A 17,682-nucleotide genomic window follows, 5' to 3' on the forward strand; every position below is an offset into this window, starting at 1 on the left:
CCTATTCGTAAAGACAGGATTCTAGGCGATGGCCTGTGCAAGCGGGCAGCTGCCCGCACTTTGTGTTGAACCTGTCAGCCTGCCGACCGTCCCACCGTTCAACGCCGCCCATGTCCACCGCCACCCGCCCCGTCTCCCCCCACACCGACGCCGTGCCTGCGCAGGACGACGGGCCGCAGCGCGCCGGCATCCAGTCGGTGGAGGTGGGTTTCGAGTTGCTCAACGCCTTGTCGCAAGCCCCGGGAGCGCTGATGCTGCGCGACCTCGCCTGCGCCGCCGGCATGAGCGCGGCCAAGGCGCACCGGTACCTGGTGAGCTTTCAGCGCATGGGCCTGGTGGTGCAGGATCCGGTGAGCACGCGCTACGACCTCGGCCCGGCCGCGCTGCGCCTGGGCCTGGCCAGCCTGGCACGCATCGACGCGGTGAAGCTGGCGCGGGAACGCCTGGATGCGCTGATCAACGAGACCGGCCACACCCTGGCCATCGCGGTGTGGGGCAACCAGGGCCCGACCATGGTGCACTGGATCGAAGCGCCGCAAACCGTGCCGGTGACGCTGCGACTGGGCGATGTGATGCCCCTGCTCACCTCGGCGACCGGCCGCTGCTTCGCCGCCTTCATGGGCCGCGAGGGGCGCGACGCCCAGCGTATCGGCCCGATGGTGCGCGACGAACTGGCCCGTTTGAAGAAGCTGCCGCGCAGCGGTTTGCCGCTGGTCGACGTCCCGCACAGCCTGCAGGACGTGCAGGCCCTGCTGGAAGAAACACGCCAGCGCGGCCTGGCCCGCGTGGTGCACAGCCTGCTGCCCGGTGTGGGGGGGTTCTGTGCGCCGGTGTTCGACGCCCAGGGCCGCCTGGCGCTGGGCCTGGTGGTGCTGGGCTCGGTCGCCACGCTGGACACCGAGTGGTCGGGCGCGCCCGCGCGGGCCGTGCTCGACAGCGCCCGCCAGCTCAGCGCCGACCTCGGCCACCGGCCGCCGGCCCCCACGCCATGACCGCTGCGCTCACGCCGCCAGCAGCACCGCGCCGGTCAACCCTGCTCCTGCTCATCGCTGCTGTGGCGGGCGCACACCTGGCCCTGTTGCTGGGCCCGCTGGCCGGGACGCCGGACGTGGCGGACCCGACCGCTGCCTCCACCCCGCCCGCACGTTCCCGGCCCGTCGAGCGCCGCGACGCAGCGGGTGCGCAGCCTGCGGCTGCCGTGGCCGTGGCCCGCGTGAGCACCGTGCGCTGGATCGTCCCGGCACCCGCAGTGGATACGCCCGCCACCCCGTTGGCCGCATCCCCGGTGCCGCGCGCGGCACAGGCACGGGTGCCGCGGCCCGCCACCCCGGTCCAGACCGCCTCCGTGCAAGCCACTCCCCGGAGCCCACCGCAGCCGCCCGCGATGGCAACCCTGGCAACGGACCCGGTGCCCGCCGAAGCGGCCGAACCCACCGAGCTCGCTGCGCCCGCTCAGCCGCCGCCGGAGGACCCGGTCGCCACGTCCCCGCCGTCCACCGACGACACCTTGCTGGCCGCCGCGGCCACGCCAAAGCGCGCTTCACCCGCCCCGGCGACCGCGACGCCGACCCAAGCCCTGCCACCGGCGCAACCCCCGGCCAGCACGCGGCTCGACTACGCCGTGACCGGCCGCATCAAGGGCCTGGCCTACACCGCCGACGGCCGGCTCGACTGGACACTCGCCGACGGCCGCTACAGCGCCCGCATGGAAATGCGCGTCTTCCTGCTGGGCAGCCGGGTGCAGACCAGCATCGGCCGGACAGGTCCCGGCGGGCTGATTCCCGAGCGTTTTGCCGACCGCAGCCGCAGCGAGAAAGCGGCCCATTTCGACCACGAAGAGAACCGCATCCGATTCAGCAACAACGCCCCCGATGCAGCGCTGCAACCCGGTGCACAGGACCGCCTGAGCCTGTTTCTGCAGATCGCCGGCCTGTTGCAGGCCAGGCCCGAGGCCTACACAAGCGGGCAGGTGATCGACATGCAGGTGGCCGGTGCGGGCGATGCAGCCGTGTGGCGCTTCGAGGTGGGCGACGAGGTGACGCTCGCATTGCCCGCTGGCGAGGTGCGGGCCCGTCAACTCAGGCGCCTGCCGCGCAAGGAGTTCGACAGCACGGTGGAGATGTGGCTGGCGCCAGCGCTGCAGCACCTGCCGGTGCGCCTGCGTGTGACCCAGGCCAACGGCGACGTGGCCGATCAGCAGATCAGCCGGATGCCGTAGCGGCCCGTTTGTGCCGAAAAACACACGCATCTTGCAATGGGCAGGAACGATGCCATGTAAAGAGCACTCCGAACCTCAAGACCGCTCTGCTTTGCCGATATAAGCAAGGTCGGAAGCCGGTTTTTCCAACACAAGGAATTTCAGTCATGAACATGCTCTACGACTCGGATGCCTTCGCTGTGGTCCACATCCTGGCCAACGCACCGACCGAAGGTGAGGACACTTCCGCACTCGGTCCCCAGATCCCGCGCCACGGCTTCGAGATCGTGGACAAGCGCTCCGGCAAGGAGGTCTATCTCGACGGCTCCTGGGCCGAGATGTTCCAGATCCAGATCACGGCCTGGCAGCAGAGCACCCCCTCCCAGGAAGAAGTGGAAGACACCCTGGAAGGCTATGCCGAGCTGGCACAAATGCCGGTCGTCATGCACTGAACAAGCGAAGCGTGCTGCAGCGCTTCCCCTGAACGATCCCGAGGCCGTCGCTCCCAGCGCCGGCCTTTTTTGTCGCCACCCGGTTGTCAGCCCGCGCCAAGCTGGGCGAGAGACACTGTGGGCGGGACGCACCACTGGATCACACATGCGCAACATGCACGGCACTGGAAAACTGAAGGCGGGCCTGACGATGGCCTTGATGTGGGTCTTTCTTCCGCTGTCGCTGGCGGTGCAGGCCGAAGACGGCGTGACGCCGAAGCAGATCCTGATCGGACAGACGCTCACCTTGCAAAGCGGCACCAATGACTACGGCGTGGCCGTCAGCGAGGGTGTTTCGGCGGCGCTGGACCAGGTCAACCGGGCCGGTGGCGTGCTGGGCCGCCAGGTCGTGCTGAATGTTCTGGACGACGACAACAAGGCCGCACTGGCCGAAACCAATGCCCGCCGGCTGGTGACGCAGGACAAGGTCTTCCTGCTGTTCGGTCCCATCGAAGGCGGCCCCTCCACCGCAGTGATGAAGGTCGCGGTGGAACAGAACGTGCCCCTGTTCGGGCCCATGGCAGGCTCGCCCACCCTGCGCACGCCCCACCAGCCGCTGGTGTTTCCCGTGCGCGCAGAACACAAGGAAGAATTCCGCGCCCTGATGGCGCAGGCGCGCAGCCTGGGCATGCAACGCCTGGCCTTTGTCCGGTCAGACTCATCGACCGGCGAACTTCACCTTGAGAACGCGCGGCGCATCGCCCTGGCCCTGGGCATGGAACTGGTGGCCGACCTGCCGTTCAAGTCGGACATCGACGCCGCCGGCATCGACGCGCTGGCGCGCCAGCTCGCCAGCACCCGCGCCCAGATGGTGTTCAACCATGGGGGTATCGGTGTCTACGAAAAGCTCATCCGCCAGGCCCATTCGATCGGTGTCAAGGCGCGCTTCTACGGCGTCAATTCAGGCTCGACCCAGCTCGCCGATCACCTCGGCCCACTGGGTCAGGGCATGGTGTTCGCGCAGGTCCTGCCCAGTCCCTGGGAGCGCAAGACCGGCATCACGCGTGCCTACCAGGAAGCCTTTTCCCGCTTCAAGCCCGGGCGGGCCTTTTCCTACGGAAGTCTCGAGGGATACCTCACCGGCCGGGCCCTGACGGAGGCCCTGCGGCGCGCAGGCCCGACGCCCACGAGAGCGAGCTTTCTGGCCGGCCTGCGCAATGCCGACCTGGACATCGAGGGCATCCGCATCAGCTACCGCGACGGTGAGCACGCGGGCATGACACTGGTCGACCTGTCCATCGTCACCCGCGAAGGCAAGTTCCGCCACTGAAGGCCGGGCGGCGCGGGTCAGGTCTCGCGCCGTGCCACCCACAGGCGGTACACCGGCTCGACCAGCACCAGCACCGCCACCAGACGGCACACCTGGAAGGCGGTGACAACAGGCACGCCAAGTTGCAGCACCTTCGCGGTGATGGCCATTTCGGCAATGCCGCCGGGCGCGGTGCCCAGCAGCAGCGTGGCGGGATGCAGGCCGGTGGCTTTTGACAAGACCCAGCCGAACAGCGCGCAGATGCCCATCATGAAAAAGCTCGCGAAGGCCACCGAGGCGAGCCAGCGAGGTGCCGTGTGGACAAAGGCAGGCGTGAAACGCACGCCCAGGCTCACGCCGATGAGCAGTTGCGCAACATCCGAGAGTGGTTGCGGGATGGCGGACAGGTTGACGCCCGCGAGCGTGACCGCCATGGTCACCACCAGGGCGCCCATGAACCACGGGTTGGCCCGACCCAGCCATTGCATGAACAGCGCCCCGACCAGCGTGATGCCGGCCAGCGACAGCAGGCCTGCAGGCTGCACCTCGCGCAGGGCGGGAGGGAGCGTGTCCAGGCCCGTCACGCCCCAGAACTGCAGCGCGAACGGAATGGTGAGCGTGACCAGCAGCACCCGCAGGCTGTGCGCAGCGGCCACCAGGTCGGTGCGCGCGCCCTGGCGCTCGGCGATCAGCGTCATCTCGGACGCGCCGCCGATGGCACCGGCGAAATAAGTCGTGCTGCGCAGCTGCGCCGCCGTGAGGTGCGCCAGGTGCCCCGCGTGCAGGCGGCGCAACCAGGCGCCGAAGCCCAGGCCCAGCAGCAGCGCCCAGGCGATGCCCAGCGCGATCGCCCACCACAGGCTGGCCACCAGAGACCCCACCGCCGGCGTGAAATACAAGCCCAGCGCGGTGCCGATCACCCACTGTCCCGTGTTGCGCAGCGGCGCCCAGCTCTCCGTGCGTGCGCCCAGCACCGAGACCATCGAGGTCGCCAGCAGCGGGCCGATCATCCAGGGAATGGGCGTGCGCAGCCATTCGCAGAGCAAGGCTGCGGCCAGGGCAAGCAACAGGGTGAGAAAGACGCGCGGCCAGGAAGTCGGGCCGAAGGCGGGCAAGGAGGGCACTCGGGTACTGGTGTGAAGCGCCCGGCAGTCGTGGCGGGCCCCGTAGTATCCGCCCATGACCTGTCGATCCGCTGTCGCCCTGGCTCTGGGCCTTGCCTTGCTGGGCGCCTGCGCGCACCGGCCACCCACCACCGTGCCTGCCTTGCTGGAACGCGTGCTGCCCACGCCCTTGCTCATGCTCGGCGAGCAACACGATGCACCCGAGCACCAGGCGCTGCAGCGCGACGTGGTGCAGGCGCTCGGCGCCCGCGGCCAGCTGGGTGCGCTGGTGATGGAAATGGCCGAACAGGGCCGCCAGACCACCGGCCTGGGCGCCAACGCAAGCGAGGCGCAGGTGCGCGAGGCACTCAACTGGAGCGACAACGCCAATCCGGGCTGGCCCTGGGCCACCTACGGCCCGGTGGTCATGGCCGCGGTTCGGGCCGGCGCGCCGGTGCTGGGCGGCAACCTGCCGCGCGGCCAGATGCGCGCGGCCATGAACGACCCGGCACTGGAGGGTCGCATCGACAAGGCGGCGCTGCAAGAGCAGCGCGAGGGCATCCGCAGCGGGCATTGCGACCTGCTGCCCGAAGGCCAGATCGGACCCATGACACGCATCCAGCTGGCACGCGACGACGCCATGGCGCGGACCGCAGCAGCGGCCGTGCAGCAGGCCGGTGCGGGCAAGACGGTGGTGCTGGTGGCCGGCAACGGCCACGTGCGGCGCGACCTGGGTGTGCCGCTGTATCTGCCGCAGGCGCTGGCGCACCGGGTGGTGATGGCTCAGGCGGGCGGACCTGAAACGGCCCCGCCGGCAGACGCCGTGTGGCGCACGCCGGCACTGCCGGTGCGCGACCACTGCGCCGAACTGCGTCAGCAGCTCAAGCGCTGAGCGCGGTGCAGCGGGTCAGGCCCGCTTGATGGCGTCGGCCAGGGTGCCGACCATGGTCTCGATCTGTGACTTTTCAACGATGTAGGGCGGCGCAAAAACCAGGTTCTCGCCCGCGTTGCGCACCAGCACGCCATGGTGGTAGCAGTCCATGAACACATCGAAGGCGCGCTTGCCCGGCAGGCCGGCGATGGGCGCGAGTTCAACCGCCGCGGCCAGCCCCAGGCTGCGGATGCCGACCACATTGGGCAGGCCCATGAGCGCGGCATGCATCGCATCGCCCAGCACCGGACCCATGTCGCCAGCGCGTTGGAACAGGTCTTCTTCGCGGAACAGGTCGAGCGTGGCGATGGCAGCCGCACAGGCCACCGGGTGACCCGAGTAGGTGTAGCCGTGGAAGAATTCGATGGCGTGCTCCGGCGCGTTGCCGTGCGCGCCCATCATGGCCTCGTAGATGCGGTCGGTGCAGACCACGCCGCCCAGCGGGAACACGCCGTTGGTCACGGCCTTGGCGAAGTTCAGCATGTCGGGTTGCACGCCGTAGTAGTCCGACGCGAAGGCGGTGCCCAGGCGACCGAAACCGGTGATGACCTCGTCGAAGATCAACAGGATGCCGTGCTTGTCGCAGATCTCGCGCAGCCGCTTCAGATAGCCCTGGGGCGGCACGTACCAGCCCGCGCTGCCGGCCACCGGCTCGACGATCACGGCGGCAATGTTGCCCGCATCGTGCAGCGGCAGGATGCGGTTCTCCAGTTCGAGCAGCAGGTCTTCGTTCCAGACCGGTTCGGCGTTGTGGATGTAGGCGTGGTTCACCGGATCGTGGATGAAACGCAGGTGGTCCACGCGCGGCAGCAGGCTGGTGCCATAGACCTTGCGGTTGGCCGGAATGCCGCCCACGCTCATGCCGCCGAAACCGACACCGTGGTAGCCGCGCTCACGCCCGATGAAGATGTTGCGGTGGCCTTCGCCGCGCGCGCGGTGGTAGGCCAGCGCGACTTTCATCGACGTGTCGGCCGCCTCTGACCCGGAGTTGCAGAACAGCACCTTGTTGAGGTCGCCGGGCGCCATCGCGGCGATCATTTCGGCCGCGCGAAACGCCTTGTCGTTGCTCACGCTGAAGGCCGTGGCGTAGTCCAGCGTGTCGAGCTGCTTCTTGATCGCTTCGTTGATGGGCTTGCGGTTGTGGCCCGCGCCCACACACCACAGGCTGGAGATGCCGTCGATGACCTGGCGGCCGTCGTGCGTGGTGAAGTGCATGCCGTCGGCCGCCACGAAGATGCGCGGGTCCTTGGCAAAGCTGCGGTTGGGCGTGAAGGGCAACCACTGGTTGTCCATGCGAAGGTCGTTGTAGGCCATGGCGGCGTCTCCGGCACAAGAAGGAAGCCGGCATTGTGGCACCGGTGGCTGCGGCCGGGGGCTCCACTGCCGCGGTCCGGTTCAGACCCACCGGGCGCCCGGTCACGGGCCTTGCTGCGACAATCGCCCGGCCATGAACCACACCCACGTCCTCACCCTGTCCTGCCAGGACCGCCCCGGCATCGTGCACGCCGTCTCGGGTTTTCTCTACGAGCACGGCGGCAACATCGAAGAAGCCGCCCAGTACAACGACCCGGCCACCGGCCTGTTCTTCATGCGGGTGCAGTTCGCCTGTGCCCAGCTCACGCCGGAAGACCTTCGCCTGCGCCTGAAGCTGTTTGCCGAGCCCTTCGGCATGCGCTGGAGCCTGCATGCCCTGGCCGAGCCGGTGCGCGCCGTGATCTTCGTGAGCAAGGAAGGCCACTGCCTCAACGACCTGTTGTTCCGCTGGAAAAGCGGCCTGCTCGCGCTGGACATCCGTGCCATCGTCAGCAACCACCGCGACTTCTACCAGCTCGCCGCGAGCTACAACGTCCCCTTCCACCACATCGCGGTGAGCGCAGCCACCAAAGCGCAGGCCGAAGCGAAACAGCTCGACATCATCCGCAGCGAAGGCGCCGAACTCGTGGTGCTGGCGCGCTACATGCAGGTGCTGAGCAACGACCTGTGCCGGGAACTGGCGGGCAAGGCGATCAACATCCACCACAGCTTCCTGCCCAGCTTCAAGGGCGCCAAGCCGTACTACCAGGCGCACGACCGCGGCGTGAAGCTGATCGGAGCCACCGCCCACTACGTCACGGCCGACCTCGACGAGGGACCCATCATCGAACAGGACGTGGCCCGCGTGGACCACACCGACACGGTGGAAGACCTCACCGCCCGGGGACGCGACACCGAAAGCCAGGTGCTGGCGCGGGCCGTCAAGTGGCACAGCGAGCACCGCGTGCTGCTCAACGGGCACAAGACGGTGGTGTTCAAGTGACTGTGGCCAAACTGCGCCGCTGCGCGGCCCGGTCATCCCTGCAATCGGGGCGCTGACGCAGATGACGATCCGGATCCCGCCCATCCAGTGCCTGCTCACTTTCGAGGCGCTCGCGCGCCTGCGCAGCGTCACGCAGACGGCGGACGAGCTCAACGTGACGCCCAGCGCGGTGAGCCACCGGATCAAGCAGCTGGAGCAGATCCTGGGCACGAAACTGTTCGGGCGGTCCGACTTTTCCCTCACCACCGAGGGCAGCGAATACCTGGCCCATGTTCGCGACGGCCTGGCCACGCTGCAGAAATTTCCGAGCCATGCCGCAGCGCCCGGACGGCGCAAACTGCGGGTGGCTGTCACGCCCACGTTTGCGCGCTCGGTGCTGCTGCCGCGCCTCAAACAGTTCAGCGACGCCTACCCCGAGATCGACCTCACCTTGCAGGTGAGCATCCCGCTGCTGGACGTGGTGGCCGAGGACGCCGACCTCACCGTGCGATTCGGCACCGGGCGTTATGCCGACGTGGAACACGTCTGCCTCATGAAGGACGAGGTGACGCCGCTGGCCTCACCCGCGTTCGTGCGCGAACACGGTCCATTCGAAACGGCCCAGGATCTGGACAGCGTGCCACTGCTGCGCAGCCCGCTGGAGCCCTGGCGCACCTGGTTCGCCGCACACGACCTGGACTGGCCGGAGCCCGCCGAGGGCTCGCAGTTCAACGACATCGGCCTGATGTGCGACGGCGCCGCCGCCGGCATGGGCGTGGCACTGGTCCGCCTCAAGCTCGCGGCCCCCTGGCTCGAACATGGCACGCTGGTGCCGCTGTACAGCCGCCACGTGCCCAGCCCGCACGCGCACTACCTGTGCTGGCGCACCGGGACCATGGACCGGTGGGAATGCGCGGCGTTTGCCGAGTGGCTCAAGAAGGCCACCAGCCAGTAACCAACTCAGCCCCGGCGCAGCGGGGGAGCGTGGGGGCAAAAGGCCCCGGGCCAGCCGCAGGGCCGCCCCAAGGCGGGCCCAGCCCCCTCGGGGGGCAGCGACCCTCGCGCAGCGGGGGAGCGTGGGGGCTCCCCCCTCACTCGATCGTGAGGCGTTGCCCGGTCACCGGCAGCTTTTTGGGCAAAGTGAGTTGAAGCACACCGTTTTCGTACCTGGCCTTCGCCGTCGCGTTGTCGATGTCCTGCGGCAGCTGGAAGCTGCGCGACACGGCGCCGTGGTAGCGCTCGCTGCGCAACAGTTTCTCGCCCTCCGACTGGCTGTCCTGCTGCCGGATCTCGGCGCGCAGCGTGACCACCGGTCCGTCGATCGTGACGTGGATGTCCTCGCGCGACACGCCGGGCACCTCGGCTTCCACGGCGTAGGCGTCGGGCGTTTCCCTGACGTCGATCCGGATCTGGGCGGGCAATCCCTCCCCGTGCAGGGGTTTGACGTAAAAGCCGGGGGCGACGTCCTTGAAGAAGTCGTCGAACAGGTTGCTGCGGGCAATCAGACGGTTCATGGCAAATGCTCCTGAAAAGGGGTTGAACGGCGCCGCCCGGAGGCGGTTTTCGGTGGCTCACAATTGATGCTGCTGGCCGGAAATTTCAAGAGGGCTGCAGTTTTCCTCAAACCGCACGCGGGGCTTTGTCCTAAACTGGGTCGGCCAACTTGCAGACCCCACAGGCTCGCCCATGAACGCTCCCGCCTCCCCCGCCCAGACCACCCAGATCCAGCGCGCCGCCCGCCAGGCCGATGTGGTGCGCGCCCTGCAGGCGGTGTTGCCGGGTCATGCCCTGCTCTGGCAGGCCGAAGACACCGTGCCCTACGAATGCGACGGCCTCACGGCCTACCGCGAACGCCCGCTGGTGGTGGTGCTGCCCGAAACCGAAAGCCAGGTCGCTGCGGTGCTCAAGGCCTGCCATGCGCTGGACGTGCCGGTGGTGGCGCGCGGCGCGGGCACCGGCTTGTCGGGTGGAGCGATGCCGCACGCCATGGGGGTCACGATGTCGCTGGCCAAGTTCAACCGCATCCTCCAGATCGACCCGCGCTCGCGCACGGCAGTGGTGCAGGCAGGCGTTCGCAACCTCGCCATTTCGGAGGCCGCAGCGCCCCACGGCCTCTATTACGCCCCCGACCCGAGCAGCCAGATCGCCTGCACCATCGGCGGCAACGTGGCGGAGAACTCCGGTGGCGTGCACTGCCTGAAGTACGGCTTGACGGTGCACAACGTGCTGCAGGTGCGCGGCTACACGGTTGAAGGTGAGCCGGTCACCTTCGGCGGCGAGTCCCTGGACGTGCCCGGCTTCGACCTGCTCTCCCTGATCATCGGCAGCGAAGGCATGCTGGCCGTGACCACCGAAGTGACCGTGAAGCTGGTTCCCAAGCCGCTGCTGGCGCGCTGCATCATGGCCAGCTTCGACGACATCCGCAAGGCCGGTGATGCGGTGGCGTCGGTCATCGCCGCCGGCATCATCCCGGCCGGGCTGGAGATGATGGACAAACCCATGACGGCCGCGGTCGAGGACTTCGTGCACGCCGGCTACGACCTGAACGCCGAGGCGATCCTCTTGTGCGAGAGCGACGGCACGCCCGAAGAGGTGGAAGAAGAAATCGGGCGCATGAGCGAGGTGTTGCGCCGCTGCGGCGCCACCGCCATCGCCGTCAGCCAGAACGAGGCCGAACGCCTGCGTTTCTGGAGCGGTCGCAAGAACGCCTTTCCAGCGAGCGGGCGCATCAGCCCCGACTACATGTGCATGGACTCGACCATTCCGCGCAAGCGCCTGGCCGACATCCTGCTGGCGATCGCGGAAATGGAGAAAAAGTACCAGCTGCGCTGCGCCAACGTGTTCCACGCGGGCGACGGCAACCTGCATCCGCTGATCCTGTTCGATGCCAACGATGCCGACCAGCTGCACCGCTGCGAGCTCTTCGGCGCCGAGATCCTCGAGACCAGCGTGGCCATGGGCGGCACCGTGACCGGCGAGCATGGCGTGGGCGTGGAGAAACTCAACAGCATGTGCGTGCAGTTCTCACCCGAGGAAAACGAACAGATGTTCAGCGTGAAGCGGGCGTTTGATACCAAATCGCTACTGAATCCCGGCAAGGTCATTCCCACGCTGCAACGTTGTGCTGAGTACGGAAAAATGCTGGTGCGTGGCGGGCGCCTCGCGCACCCGGAACTGCCCCGCTTCTGAGGGTCAAATATCACGTTCAACACACCGCCCCCTGCGGTACAGTTGATCGATGAGTGCTCTCTTCCCTCCGAAAGACAGCCGTCTGGACCTGAACCGACCCGAGGCAATGACCTCGGCGCGCGAGCGGGCGCTGCTGCTGGAGATCGAGACCCTCAAAGCCGAGAACCTGCACCTGCGTCGCAGCTATGCACAAAAGCTGGGCGGCAGCCTGAACGAGGGTTCCGCCACCCGTCCTGGCGCCGCTGCGGATCTGCCGCTGTCGCTTGAACTGGCGCTCGACGCCGACCAGGACTCGCCGCTGGCCGCAGCGCAACTCGAATACGAGGCGCTCTTCGCCGCGCTGGGCAGCGCCTTTCCGATCGGCATTTTCCGCACCGACCAGGCGGGCCTGCTGACGCATGTCGACGCCCGGCTGCAGCAGATTTTCGCGCTGGGCAAACAGGACTTCCCCAATTTCGGCTGGCTCGACCGGGTGCACCCCGACGATCTGCAACGCGTGCAGGAGCACTGGGTGCGCGCGATCTCCACCGGCGAGAGCCTGAGCATCGAGTTCCGCGTGATCCGGCCGGGCAACGAGGTGGTGCATGTGCTGACGCGCAACTCCCCGTTGCGGGACGCGCAAGGCAACGTGACCAGCCAGCTCGGCTTCATGCAGGACATCACGCCCATGCGTGAACTCGAGGCCGACGCCCGCATCAAGGACGAGCTCAACCGCCAGATCATCGCCAGCAGCCCGGACTGCACCAAGGTGCTCGACCTCGAGGGACGGGTGGTCCAGATGACGGCGCAAGGCTGTCGCCTGGTGGAGGTGGACGATTTCGAACAGGTGCGCATGGGCCCCTGGGTCGACTGGTGGCCCGACGATGGCTTGCAGCTGGCGCAGGAATCGATCGATTCCGCCCGCCTTGGCGAGAGCGCGCGCTTCGTGGCCTATGGGCCCACGTTCAAGGGCACACCCAAGTGGTGGGACACCATGGTCACGCCGATCTGCGACGCCCAGGGTCAGCCGGTCTTGTTGCTTGCGGTTTCGCGCGACATCACCGAGCAGCATCTGCAGCAGGAAAGCATCCAGCGCTTCAACGCCGAGCTCGAGAACGCTGTTCAGCAGCGCACCGAGGAACTGGCCGAGGCCAAGAACCGCATCCAGAGCGCACTGCGTGAAGCCCAGATTGCCTACAACCAGGCGCCCTGCGGTTACCACTCGGTCGACGCCACCGGCCTGTATGTGCTGATCAACCAGACCGAGCTCGACTGGTTGGGCTACGACAACCGCAGCGAGGTGGTGGGCAAGAAACACTTCCGCGACCATGTCCAGCCCGCCTACCTCGAAGCGGTGATCGAGCGTCTCCAGCGATTGCTGCGCGGCGAGACGCTGGAGGCCGCCGAGATCGGCATGCTGCGGCGCGACGGAACCGGATTCGTGGCGCTGCTCAGCACCACCGCGGTCCTCGACAGCCAGGGTCGTTTTCTGCGCACGAACAACACGCTGGTCGACATCACCGACCGCAAGGCGGCCGAGCTGGCCCTGGCCGCGCAGCGCAATTTCCTGCATACCATCACCAGCAGCGTGCCGGTGCAACTGGCGTTCTTCGACCGTGACCTGATCTGCCGTTTCGCCAATGCGAGCTATGCACGGTGGCTCAATGGCACGCCCGACCAGCTGGTCGGCCTCCACCTGAGCCAGATCGCCCGCCCCCAGGATTTTGAAACGGCGCGCCCGCGTCTGGAAGGTGCGTTGGCCGGTGTGGCCCAGCGTTTCGAGGGTGAGCGGGCCTTCCCCGACGGCAAAGCCTTCTACGCCAGCATCGACTACACCCCCTACGTGCACGACGACGAGGTCGCCGGGCTGTTCATCCAGATGCTCGACATCACCGAGCGCAAGGCATCGGAAGACCTGGTCAGCCACGCGAACTGCCAGCTCAACCAGGCGCTGAGCCAGGCCCAGGCGCTCTACAACCAGGCTCCTTGCGGCTACCACTCGCTCGACATCAACGGGACCTTCGTATCGATCAACGACACCGAGCTGGAGTGGCTGGGCCTCAGCCGTGAAGAAGTGGTGGGCAAGATGCGGTTTCACGACGTGATCCCGCTCGCCGACGTGCCGCTGCTCGAAGCCCGCATGCGCAAGATCCTCAAGGGCGATGCGCTCGAGGGTGTGGAATACCGCATGCAGCGGCGCGATGGCAGCACCTTCCACGCCTTGCTGTCCTCGTCCGCGGTGCGCGACAAGGACGGGTTCTTCCTGCGCAGCAACACCACCGTGGTGGACATCACGCGCCGCAAGGCGGCCGAGACCTCGTTGCGTGACAACCAGCGTTTCCTGCAGACCATCACCGACCATGTCCCCGGCCTGATCGCCTACCTGGACGCCGGCTTGCGTTTCCGCTTCGCCAATGCCGAGCACCTGCGCGTCTACGGCATGGACCCGGTGCGCATCATGGGCCAGCACATCAGCCAGTGCGTCAAGCCCGAGGTCTGGGCCGACATCCAGCCCCGCATGCTGGCCGCGCTGGGCGGCGAGGCACAGCACTTCACGACCTGGCGGCCAACCATCGACGGCAAGCACATCTATGTCAGTGCCCGCTACCTGCCCGATGTGCAGAACGGCAAGGTGATGGGCCTGTTCGTACAGATCATCGACATCACTGCGAGCAAGCTGATCGAAGAGCGGGTGAGCAACCTCAACGAGGAGCTCGAACAGCGCATCCGTGAACGCTCGGCGGAGTTGCTGGAGGCCGAGCAGCGGTTCCGCCTGATGGTGGACAACCTGCGCGACTACTGCATCTTCTTCATGGATGCAGACGGCCTGATCACCGACTGGACCGACAGCGCCCAGCGCATGGACGGCTACTCGCCCACCCAGATGCTGGGTCGGCACTATGGCGTGCTGTTCGACCCGGCCAACCCGGAGCACGGCCGGGTCCGGGCCGACCAGATGCTGCGCCTGGCAGCATCGCGCGGTCAACACGAGCTGCACAACTGGCACACGCGCAAGGACGGCACCCAGTACTGGTCGCACTCGGTGCTGATTGCCCTGCGCGACGACACGGGCGAGCTGCGCGGCTTCGCCAAGATCAACCGGGACATGACCGACGCCAAGCGGCTCGACGACCTGATGCGCAACATCAACGACGAGCTGGAGAACCGGGTGGTCGAGCGCACCGAACAGCTGCTGGCGGCCAACAAGGACCTGGAGTCCTTCTCGTACTCGGTGTCGCACGACCTGCGCTCGCCGCTGCGCCACATCTCCAGCTTCGTCAGCCTGCTCGAAGAGCACATGGGCAGCCAGTGCGACGAGGTGAGTGCGCGTTACCTCGGCACCATCGGCAACTCGGCCCGCCACATGAGCCAGCTCATCGATGGCCTGCTGGCGTTTTCCCGCCTGGGCCGCGCGGCGGTCAGTGTGACGCCGGTGGACTTCCAGTTGCTGGTCGAGGCGGTGGTGGGCCAGATCGGCCACGACACCGAGGGCCGGGTGGTGGACTGGGTGGTGGCCACCGATCTGCCGGTGGTGCAGGGCGACGCCCTGCTGCTGCGCGAAGTGTGGGCCAATCTGTTGGGCAACGCCTACAAATACAGCCGGCCGCGTGAACGAACGCGCATCGAGGTGGGCTGGAGCGTCGACCCGGTGGTGGGTTACACCTTCTTTGTCCGTGACAATGGTGTGGGTTTCGACACAAAATACGCACAGAAGCTGTTCGGCGTGTTCCAACGATTGCACCGGGCGTCCGAATTCGAGGGCACGGGCATCGGTCTGGCGCTCACAAGGCGCATCATCGAGCGGCACAGCGGCAGCATATGGGCCGAAAGCGAACTCGGTGTTGGCAGCGTTTTTTACTTCTCCCTACCTTTTGAGGGCCCCGGATTTTCGGACTCCACCCTGGACTCGATGCCTGCCCCCCTGGAATCATGAGCAAAAACGCCGACGCGATCCTTCTGGTCGAAGACAACCCCGACGATGCAGAGCTGACCAAACTGGCGCTCTCCCGGCATGGCCTTGACGGCCGGGTCACCCATGTTTCGGACGGCATGCAGGCACTGGACTACCTGCACCGGCGCAACGGCTTCAGCAACCGCTCCGGCAGCAACCCTGTTCTGGTGCTGCTCGACCTCAAGATGCCACTGCTCGACGGGATCGGTGTGCTCAAGGAAATCAAGGGCAGCGACCTGTTGCACAACATCCCGGTGGTGGTGCTGACCTCATCCACCGAACCCAGCGACCTGCTGCGCGCCTACGACGCAGGCACCAACGCCTACATCGCCAAGCCGACCGAGTTCTCGCAGTTTCTCAGCGCGATGAAACACGTGTGCGAGTTCTGGATCAACATCAACCAGACGGCGCCGCAAACCGTCAATGCCGCGGTGCGCAACACGGGCTTTGGCGACCTCATCTGAGGTGCCTCACCAGGTGTCGATGAAGCGGGCGCCCGACGCGTCGGCCACCTTCGCTCCCGCAAGACCCTGCACCAGCCAGTGGCGCGTCAGCGCCGGATCGATCACCGCATCGATCTCGAGGGTTGTGGCCATCTGTTCGGCCGAACCCCTGGCGTATTGCTCGGCCACCAGCCGCTGGTACAAGGCCTCGCGTTCGGGGCCGTCGGGCACGGCCTGCAGTTCCTTGCGATAGCCCAGGCGCACCGCGCCTTCCAGGCCCATGGCGCCGAATTCGCCGGTGGGCCAGGCCACCGTGAACACCGGCCGGTGAAAGCCGCCGGCCGTCATCCCCATGGCGCCCAGGCCATAAGCCTTGCGCAACACCACGCTGAAGAACGGCACCCGCAGTTTCGCGGCCACCACGAACAGGCGGCTCACATGGCGCACCTGGGCCTGCGCTTCCGCCGCCGGTCCCACCATGAAACCCGGCGTGTCAACCAGGCTCACGACGGGCAGACCGTGCGCATTGCACAGTTGCATGAAACGCGCGGCCTTGTCGGCTGCGTCGGCGTCGATGGCGCCGCCCAGGTGCAGCGGGTTGTTGGCCATCAGGCCCACGGCATGGCCCTCGATGCGCGCCAGCGCGGTGTGGATGCCCGATCCGAAACCGGTGCGCAGGTCCAGCAGGCTGCCCGCATCGACCAGCCCGCGCATCACGCCGCGGGTGTCGTAGGCGCGCAACCGGTTCTCGGGCACGGCATCGCGCAGCGCCAGCGGGTCGGGCGCGGTCCAGGCCGCCAGACGACCCTGAAAGAACGACAGGCAGTGCCGTGCGGCCGCGACAGCCTGTGCCTCGTTGTCCACCAGCACGTCGATCACCCCGTTGGCGTGCTGCACATCGCTCGGTCCGATCTCCTCGGGGCGGTAAATCCCCAGTCCCCCGCCCTCGACCATCGCGGGCCCGCCCATGCCGATGTTGCTGCCGCGCGTGGCGATGATCACGTCGCTGCAGCCCAGCAGCGCGGCGTTGCCGGCGAAGCACCGCCCGCTCACGACGCCCAGCACCGGCACCTCGCCGCTGAGTCGGGCAAAGGCCGCAAACGTGGTCACATGCAGTCCTGCCACGATGGGCATGTCGGTGTCACCCGGCCGGCCACCGCCGCCCTCGGCGAACAGAACCACGGGCAGTTTCTGCGCCAGCGCGATGTCCAGCAGGCGATCGGTCTTCTGGTGGTTGCGCATGCCTTGCGTGCCGGCCAGCACGGTGGCGTCATAGGCCAGCACCACGGTGCGCGCCTGCCCGGGGCCGACCTGCGTCGCATTGACCGATCCGATGCCGGTGACCATGCCGTCGGCCGGCGTGTTGGCCACCAGATCCTCGGCGCTGCGCCGGGTCCGTTGTGCGGCCACCGCCAGCGCTCCGTACTCGATGAAGCTGCCGTCGTCGCACAGGTCCGCGATGTTCTCGCGGGCGGTGCGCAAACCCAGTGCATGACGGCGCGCCACCGCCTCGGGGCGGGCGGCGTCACGGGTCAGGGTGTCACGCGTCAGCATGGCCTGCAGGTCGGGCCGTGGCTCATGGCTGGCGCGCATCGGGGGTCCGGCGGGCCCGGCGTCGACGGTCGGGATGACGGCCAGGGACTCGAGGTGCAGCAGGACGTCGCCCGATCGGACCGGCTCCCCCGCCTCGAACAGCCGTTCGACCACCCGCCCGTCTGCGTCGGCACGCAACTCGTGCTCCATCTTCATGGCCTCCAGCACGACCAGCAGGTCACCACGTCGCACGGCGTCACCCGGCTCGACGAGCCATTGGACGATCTGGGCCTGCAAGGGAGCGCGCACGGTTTTCATGGCGGAATTCTGCGCCGCCGGC

General features: G+C 67.5%; 13 protein-coding genes and 1 pseudogene. 10 read left to right on the top strand and 4 right to left on the bottom strand.

Features of this window, described 5'->3' with window-relative positions:
* Window positions 1–110: 110 nt before the first annotated feature.
* From QUV35_RS05900 to QUV35_RS05915, 4 genes are all read left to right on the top strand, one after another.
* Window positions 111–992 carry an IclR family transcriptional regulator gene (locus tag QUV35_RS05900; protein WP_300871574.1) on the top strand — a complete coding sequence of 294 codons (882 nt, stop codon included), beginning with the start codon at window positions 111–113 and terminating at the stop codon, window positions 990–992.
* Complete coding sequence (locus QUV35_RS05905; RefSeq protein WP_300871575.1) at window positions 989–2,218, top strand: DUF3108 domain-containing protein; 1,230 nt, start codon at window positions 989–991, stop codon at window positions 2,216–2,218. The genes QUV35_RS05900 and QUV35_RS05905 overlap by 4 nt, the downstream gene beginning before the upstream one ends.
* Window positions 2,219–2,364: 146 nt before the next feature.
* Entirely contained in the window at window positions 2,365–2,649 is a 285-nt protein-coding gene (locus QUV35_RS05910; protein WP_300871576.1) for a DUF3567 domain-containing protein, read from the top strand.
* A 145-nt stretch (window positions 2,650–2,794) separates the two neighbouring features.
* Window positions 2,795–3,958 (top strand): ABC transporter substrate-binding protein, encoded by a 1,164-nt coding sequence (locus tag QUV35_RS05915; protein ID WP_300871577.1) that lies wholly within the window; start codon window positions 2,795–2,797, stop codon window positions 3,956–3,958.
* Between the two features lie 17 nt (window positions 3,959–3,975).
* Here the strand turns inward: QUV35_RS05915 and QUV35_RS05920 are convergent, their stop codons facing one another.
* Window positions 3,976–5,061 carry an AbrB family transcriptional regulator gene (locus QUV35_RS05920; RefSeq protein ID WP_300871579.1) on the bottom strand — a complete coding sequence of 362 codons (1,086 nt, stop codon included), beginning with the start codon at window positions 5,059–5,061 and terminating at the stop codon, window positions 3,976–3,978.
* Window positions 5,062–5,116: 55 nt separating this feature from the next.
* Here QUV35_RS05920 and QUV35_RS05925 point away from each other — a divergent pair, with 55 nt between their 5' ends.
* Window positions 5,117–5,932, top strand: a complete 816-nt coding sequence (locus QUV35_RS05925; RefSeq protein ID WP_300871580.1) for a ChaN family lipoprotein — start codon at window positions 5,117–5,119, stop codon at window positions 5,930–5,932.
* 15 nt (window positions 5,933–5,947) lie between these two features.
* Here QUV35_RS05925 and QUV35_RS05930 read toward each other — a convergent pair whose 3' ends face one another.
* Window positions 5,948–7,285 carry an aminotransferase class III-fold pyridoxal phosphate-dependent enzyme gene (locus QUV35_RS05930; RefSeq protein WP_300871581.1) on the bottom strand — a complete coding sequence of 446 codons (1,338 nt, stop codon included), beginning with the start codon at window positions 7,283–7,285 and terminating at the stop codon, window positions 5,948–5,950.
* A gap of 133 nt (window positions 7,286–7,418) precedes the next feature.
* On the opposite strand from QUV35_RS05930, the gene purU reads away from it, so the two are divergent.
* Window positions 7,419–8,267 (top strand): formyltetrahydrofolate deformylase, encoded by an 849-nt coding sequence (gene purU / locus QUV35_RS05935; protein ID WP_300871582.1) that lies wholly within the window; start codon window positions 7,419–7,421, stop codon window positions 8,265–8,267.
* Between the two features lie 61 nt (window positions 8,268–8,328).
* Window positions 8,329–9,201: a LysR substrate-binding domain-containing protein gene (locus QUV35_RS05940; RefSeq protein WP_300871583.1), complete on the top strand. Its 873-nt coding sequence runs from the start codon at window positions 8,329–8,331 to the stop codon at window positions 9,199–9,201.
* Window positions 9,202–9,337: 136 nt separating this feature from the next.
* Here the strand turns inward: QUV35_RS05940 and QUV35_RS05945 are convergent, their stop codons facing one another.
* On the bottom strand, window positions 9,338–9,760 hold the full coding sequence (locus tag QUV35_RS05945; protein ID WP_300871584.1) for an Hsp20/alpha crystallin family protein: 423 nt from the start codon (window positions 9,758–9,760) through the stop codon (window positions 9,338–9,340).
* A gap of 172 nt (window positions 9,761–9,932) precedes the next feature.
* Between QUV35_RS05945 and QUV35_RS05950 the strand changes: the two genes are divergently transcribed.
* The 3 genes from QUV35_RS05950 to QUV35_RS05960 are packed head-to-tail and all read left to right on the top strand — an operon-like array spanning window position 9,933 to window position 15,830.
* The gene (locus QUV35_RS05950) at window positions 9,933–11,435 is read left to right on the top strand and encodes an FAD-linked oxidase C-terminal domain-containing protein (protein WP_300871585.1); all 1,503 of its coding nucleotides are present in this window, start codon (window positions 9,933–9,935) and stop codon (window positions 11,433–11,435) included.
* 49 nt (window positions 11,436–11,484) lie between these two features.
* Window positions 11,485–15,348, top strand: coding sequence for a PAS domain S-box protein (locus QUV35_RS05955; protein ID WP_300871586.1), 3,864 nt, complete (start codon window positions 11,485–11,487; stop codon window positions 15,346–15,348).
* Window positions 15,345–15,830, top strand: a complete 486-nt coding sequence (locus QUV35_RS05960) for a response regulator (protein ID WP_300871587.1) — start codon at window positions 15,345–15,347, stop codon at window positions 15,828–15,830. The genes QUV35_RS05955 and QUV35_RS05960 overlap by 4 nt, the downstream gene beginning before the upstream one ends.
* 6 nt (window positions 15,831–15,836) lie before the next feature.
* Here QUV35_RS05960 and QUV35_RS05965 read toward each other — a convergent pair.
* Window positions 15,837–17,651 (bottom strand): annotated as a pseudogene (locus tag QUV35_RS05965) (carboxyl transferase domain-containing protein); the annotation flags it as partial.
* Window positions 17,652–17,682: the final 31 nt, after the last annotated feature.

The organism is Hydrogenophaga sp., assembly GCF_030373225.1.
Lineage (GTDB): Bacteria > Pseudomonadota > Gammaproteobacteria > Burkholderiales > Burkholderiaceae_C > Hydrogenophaga.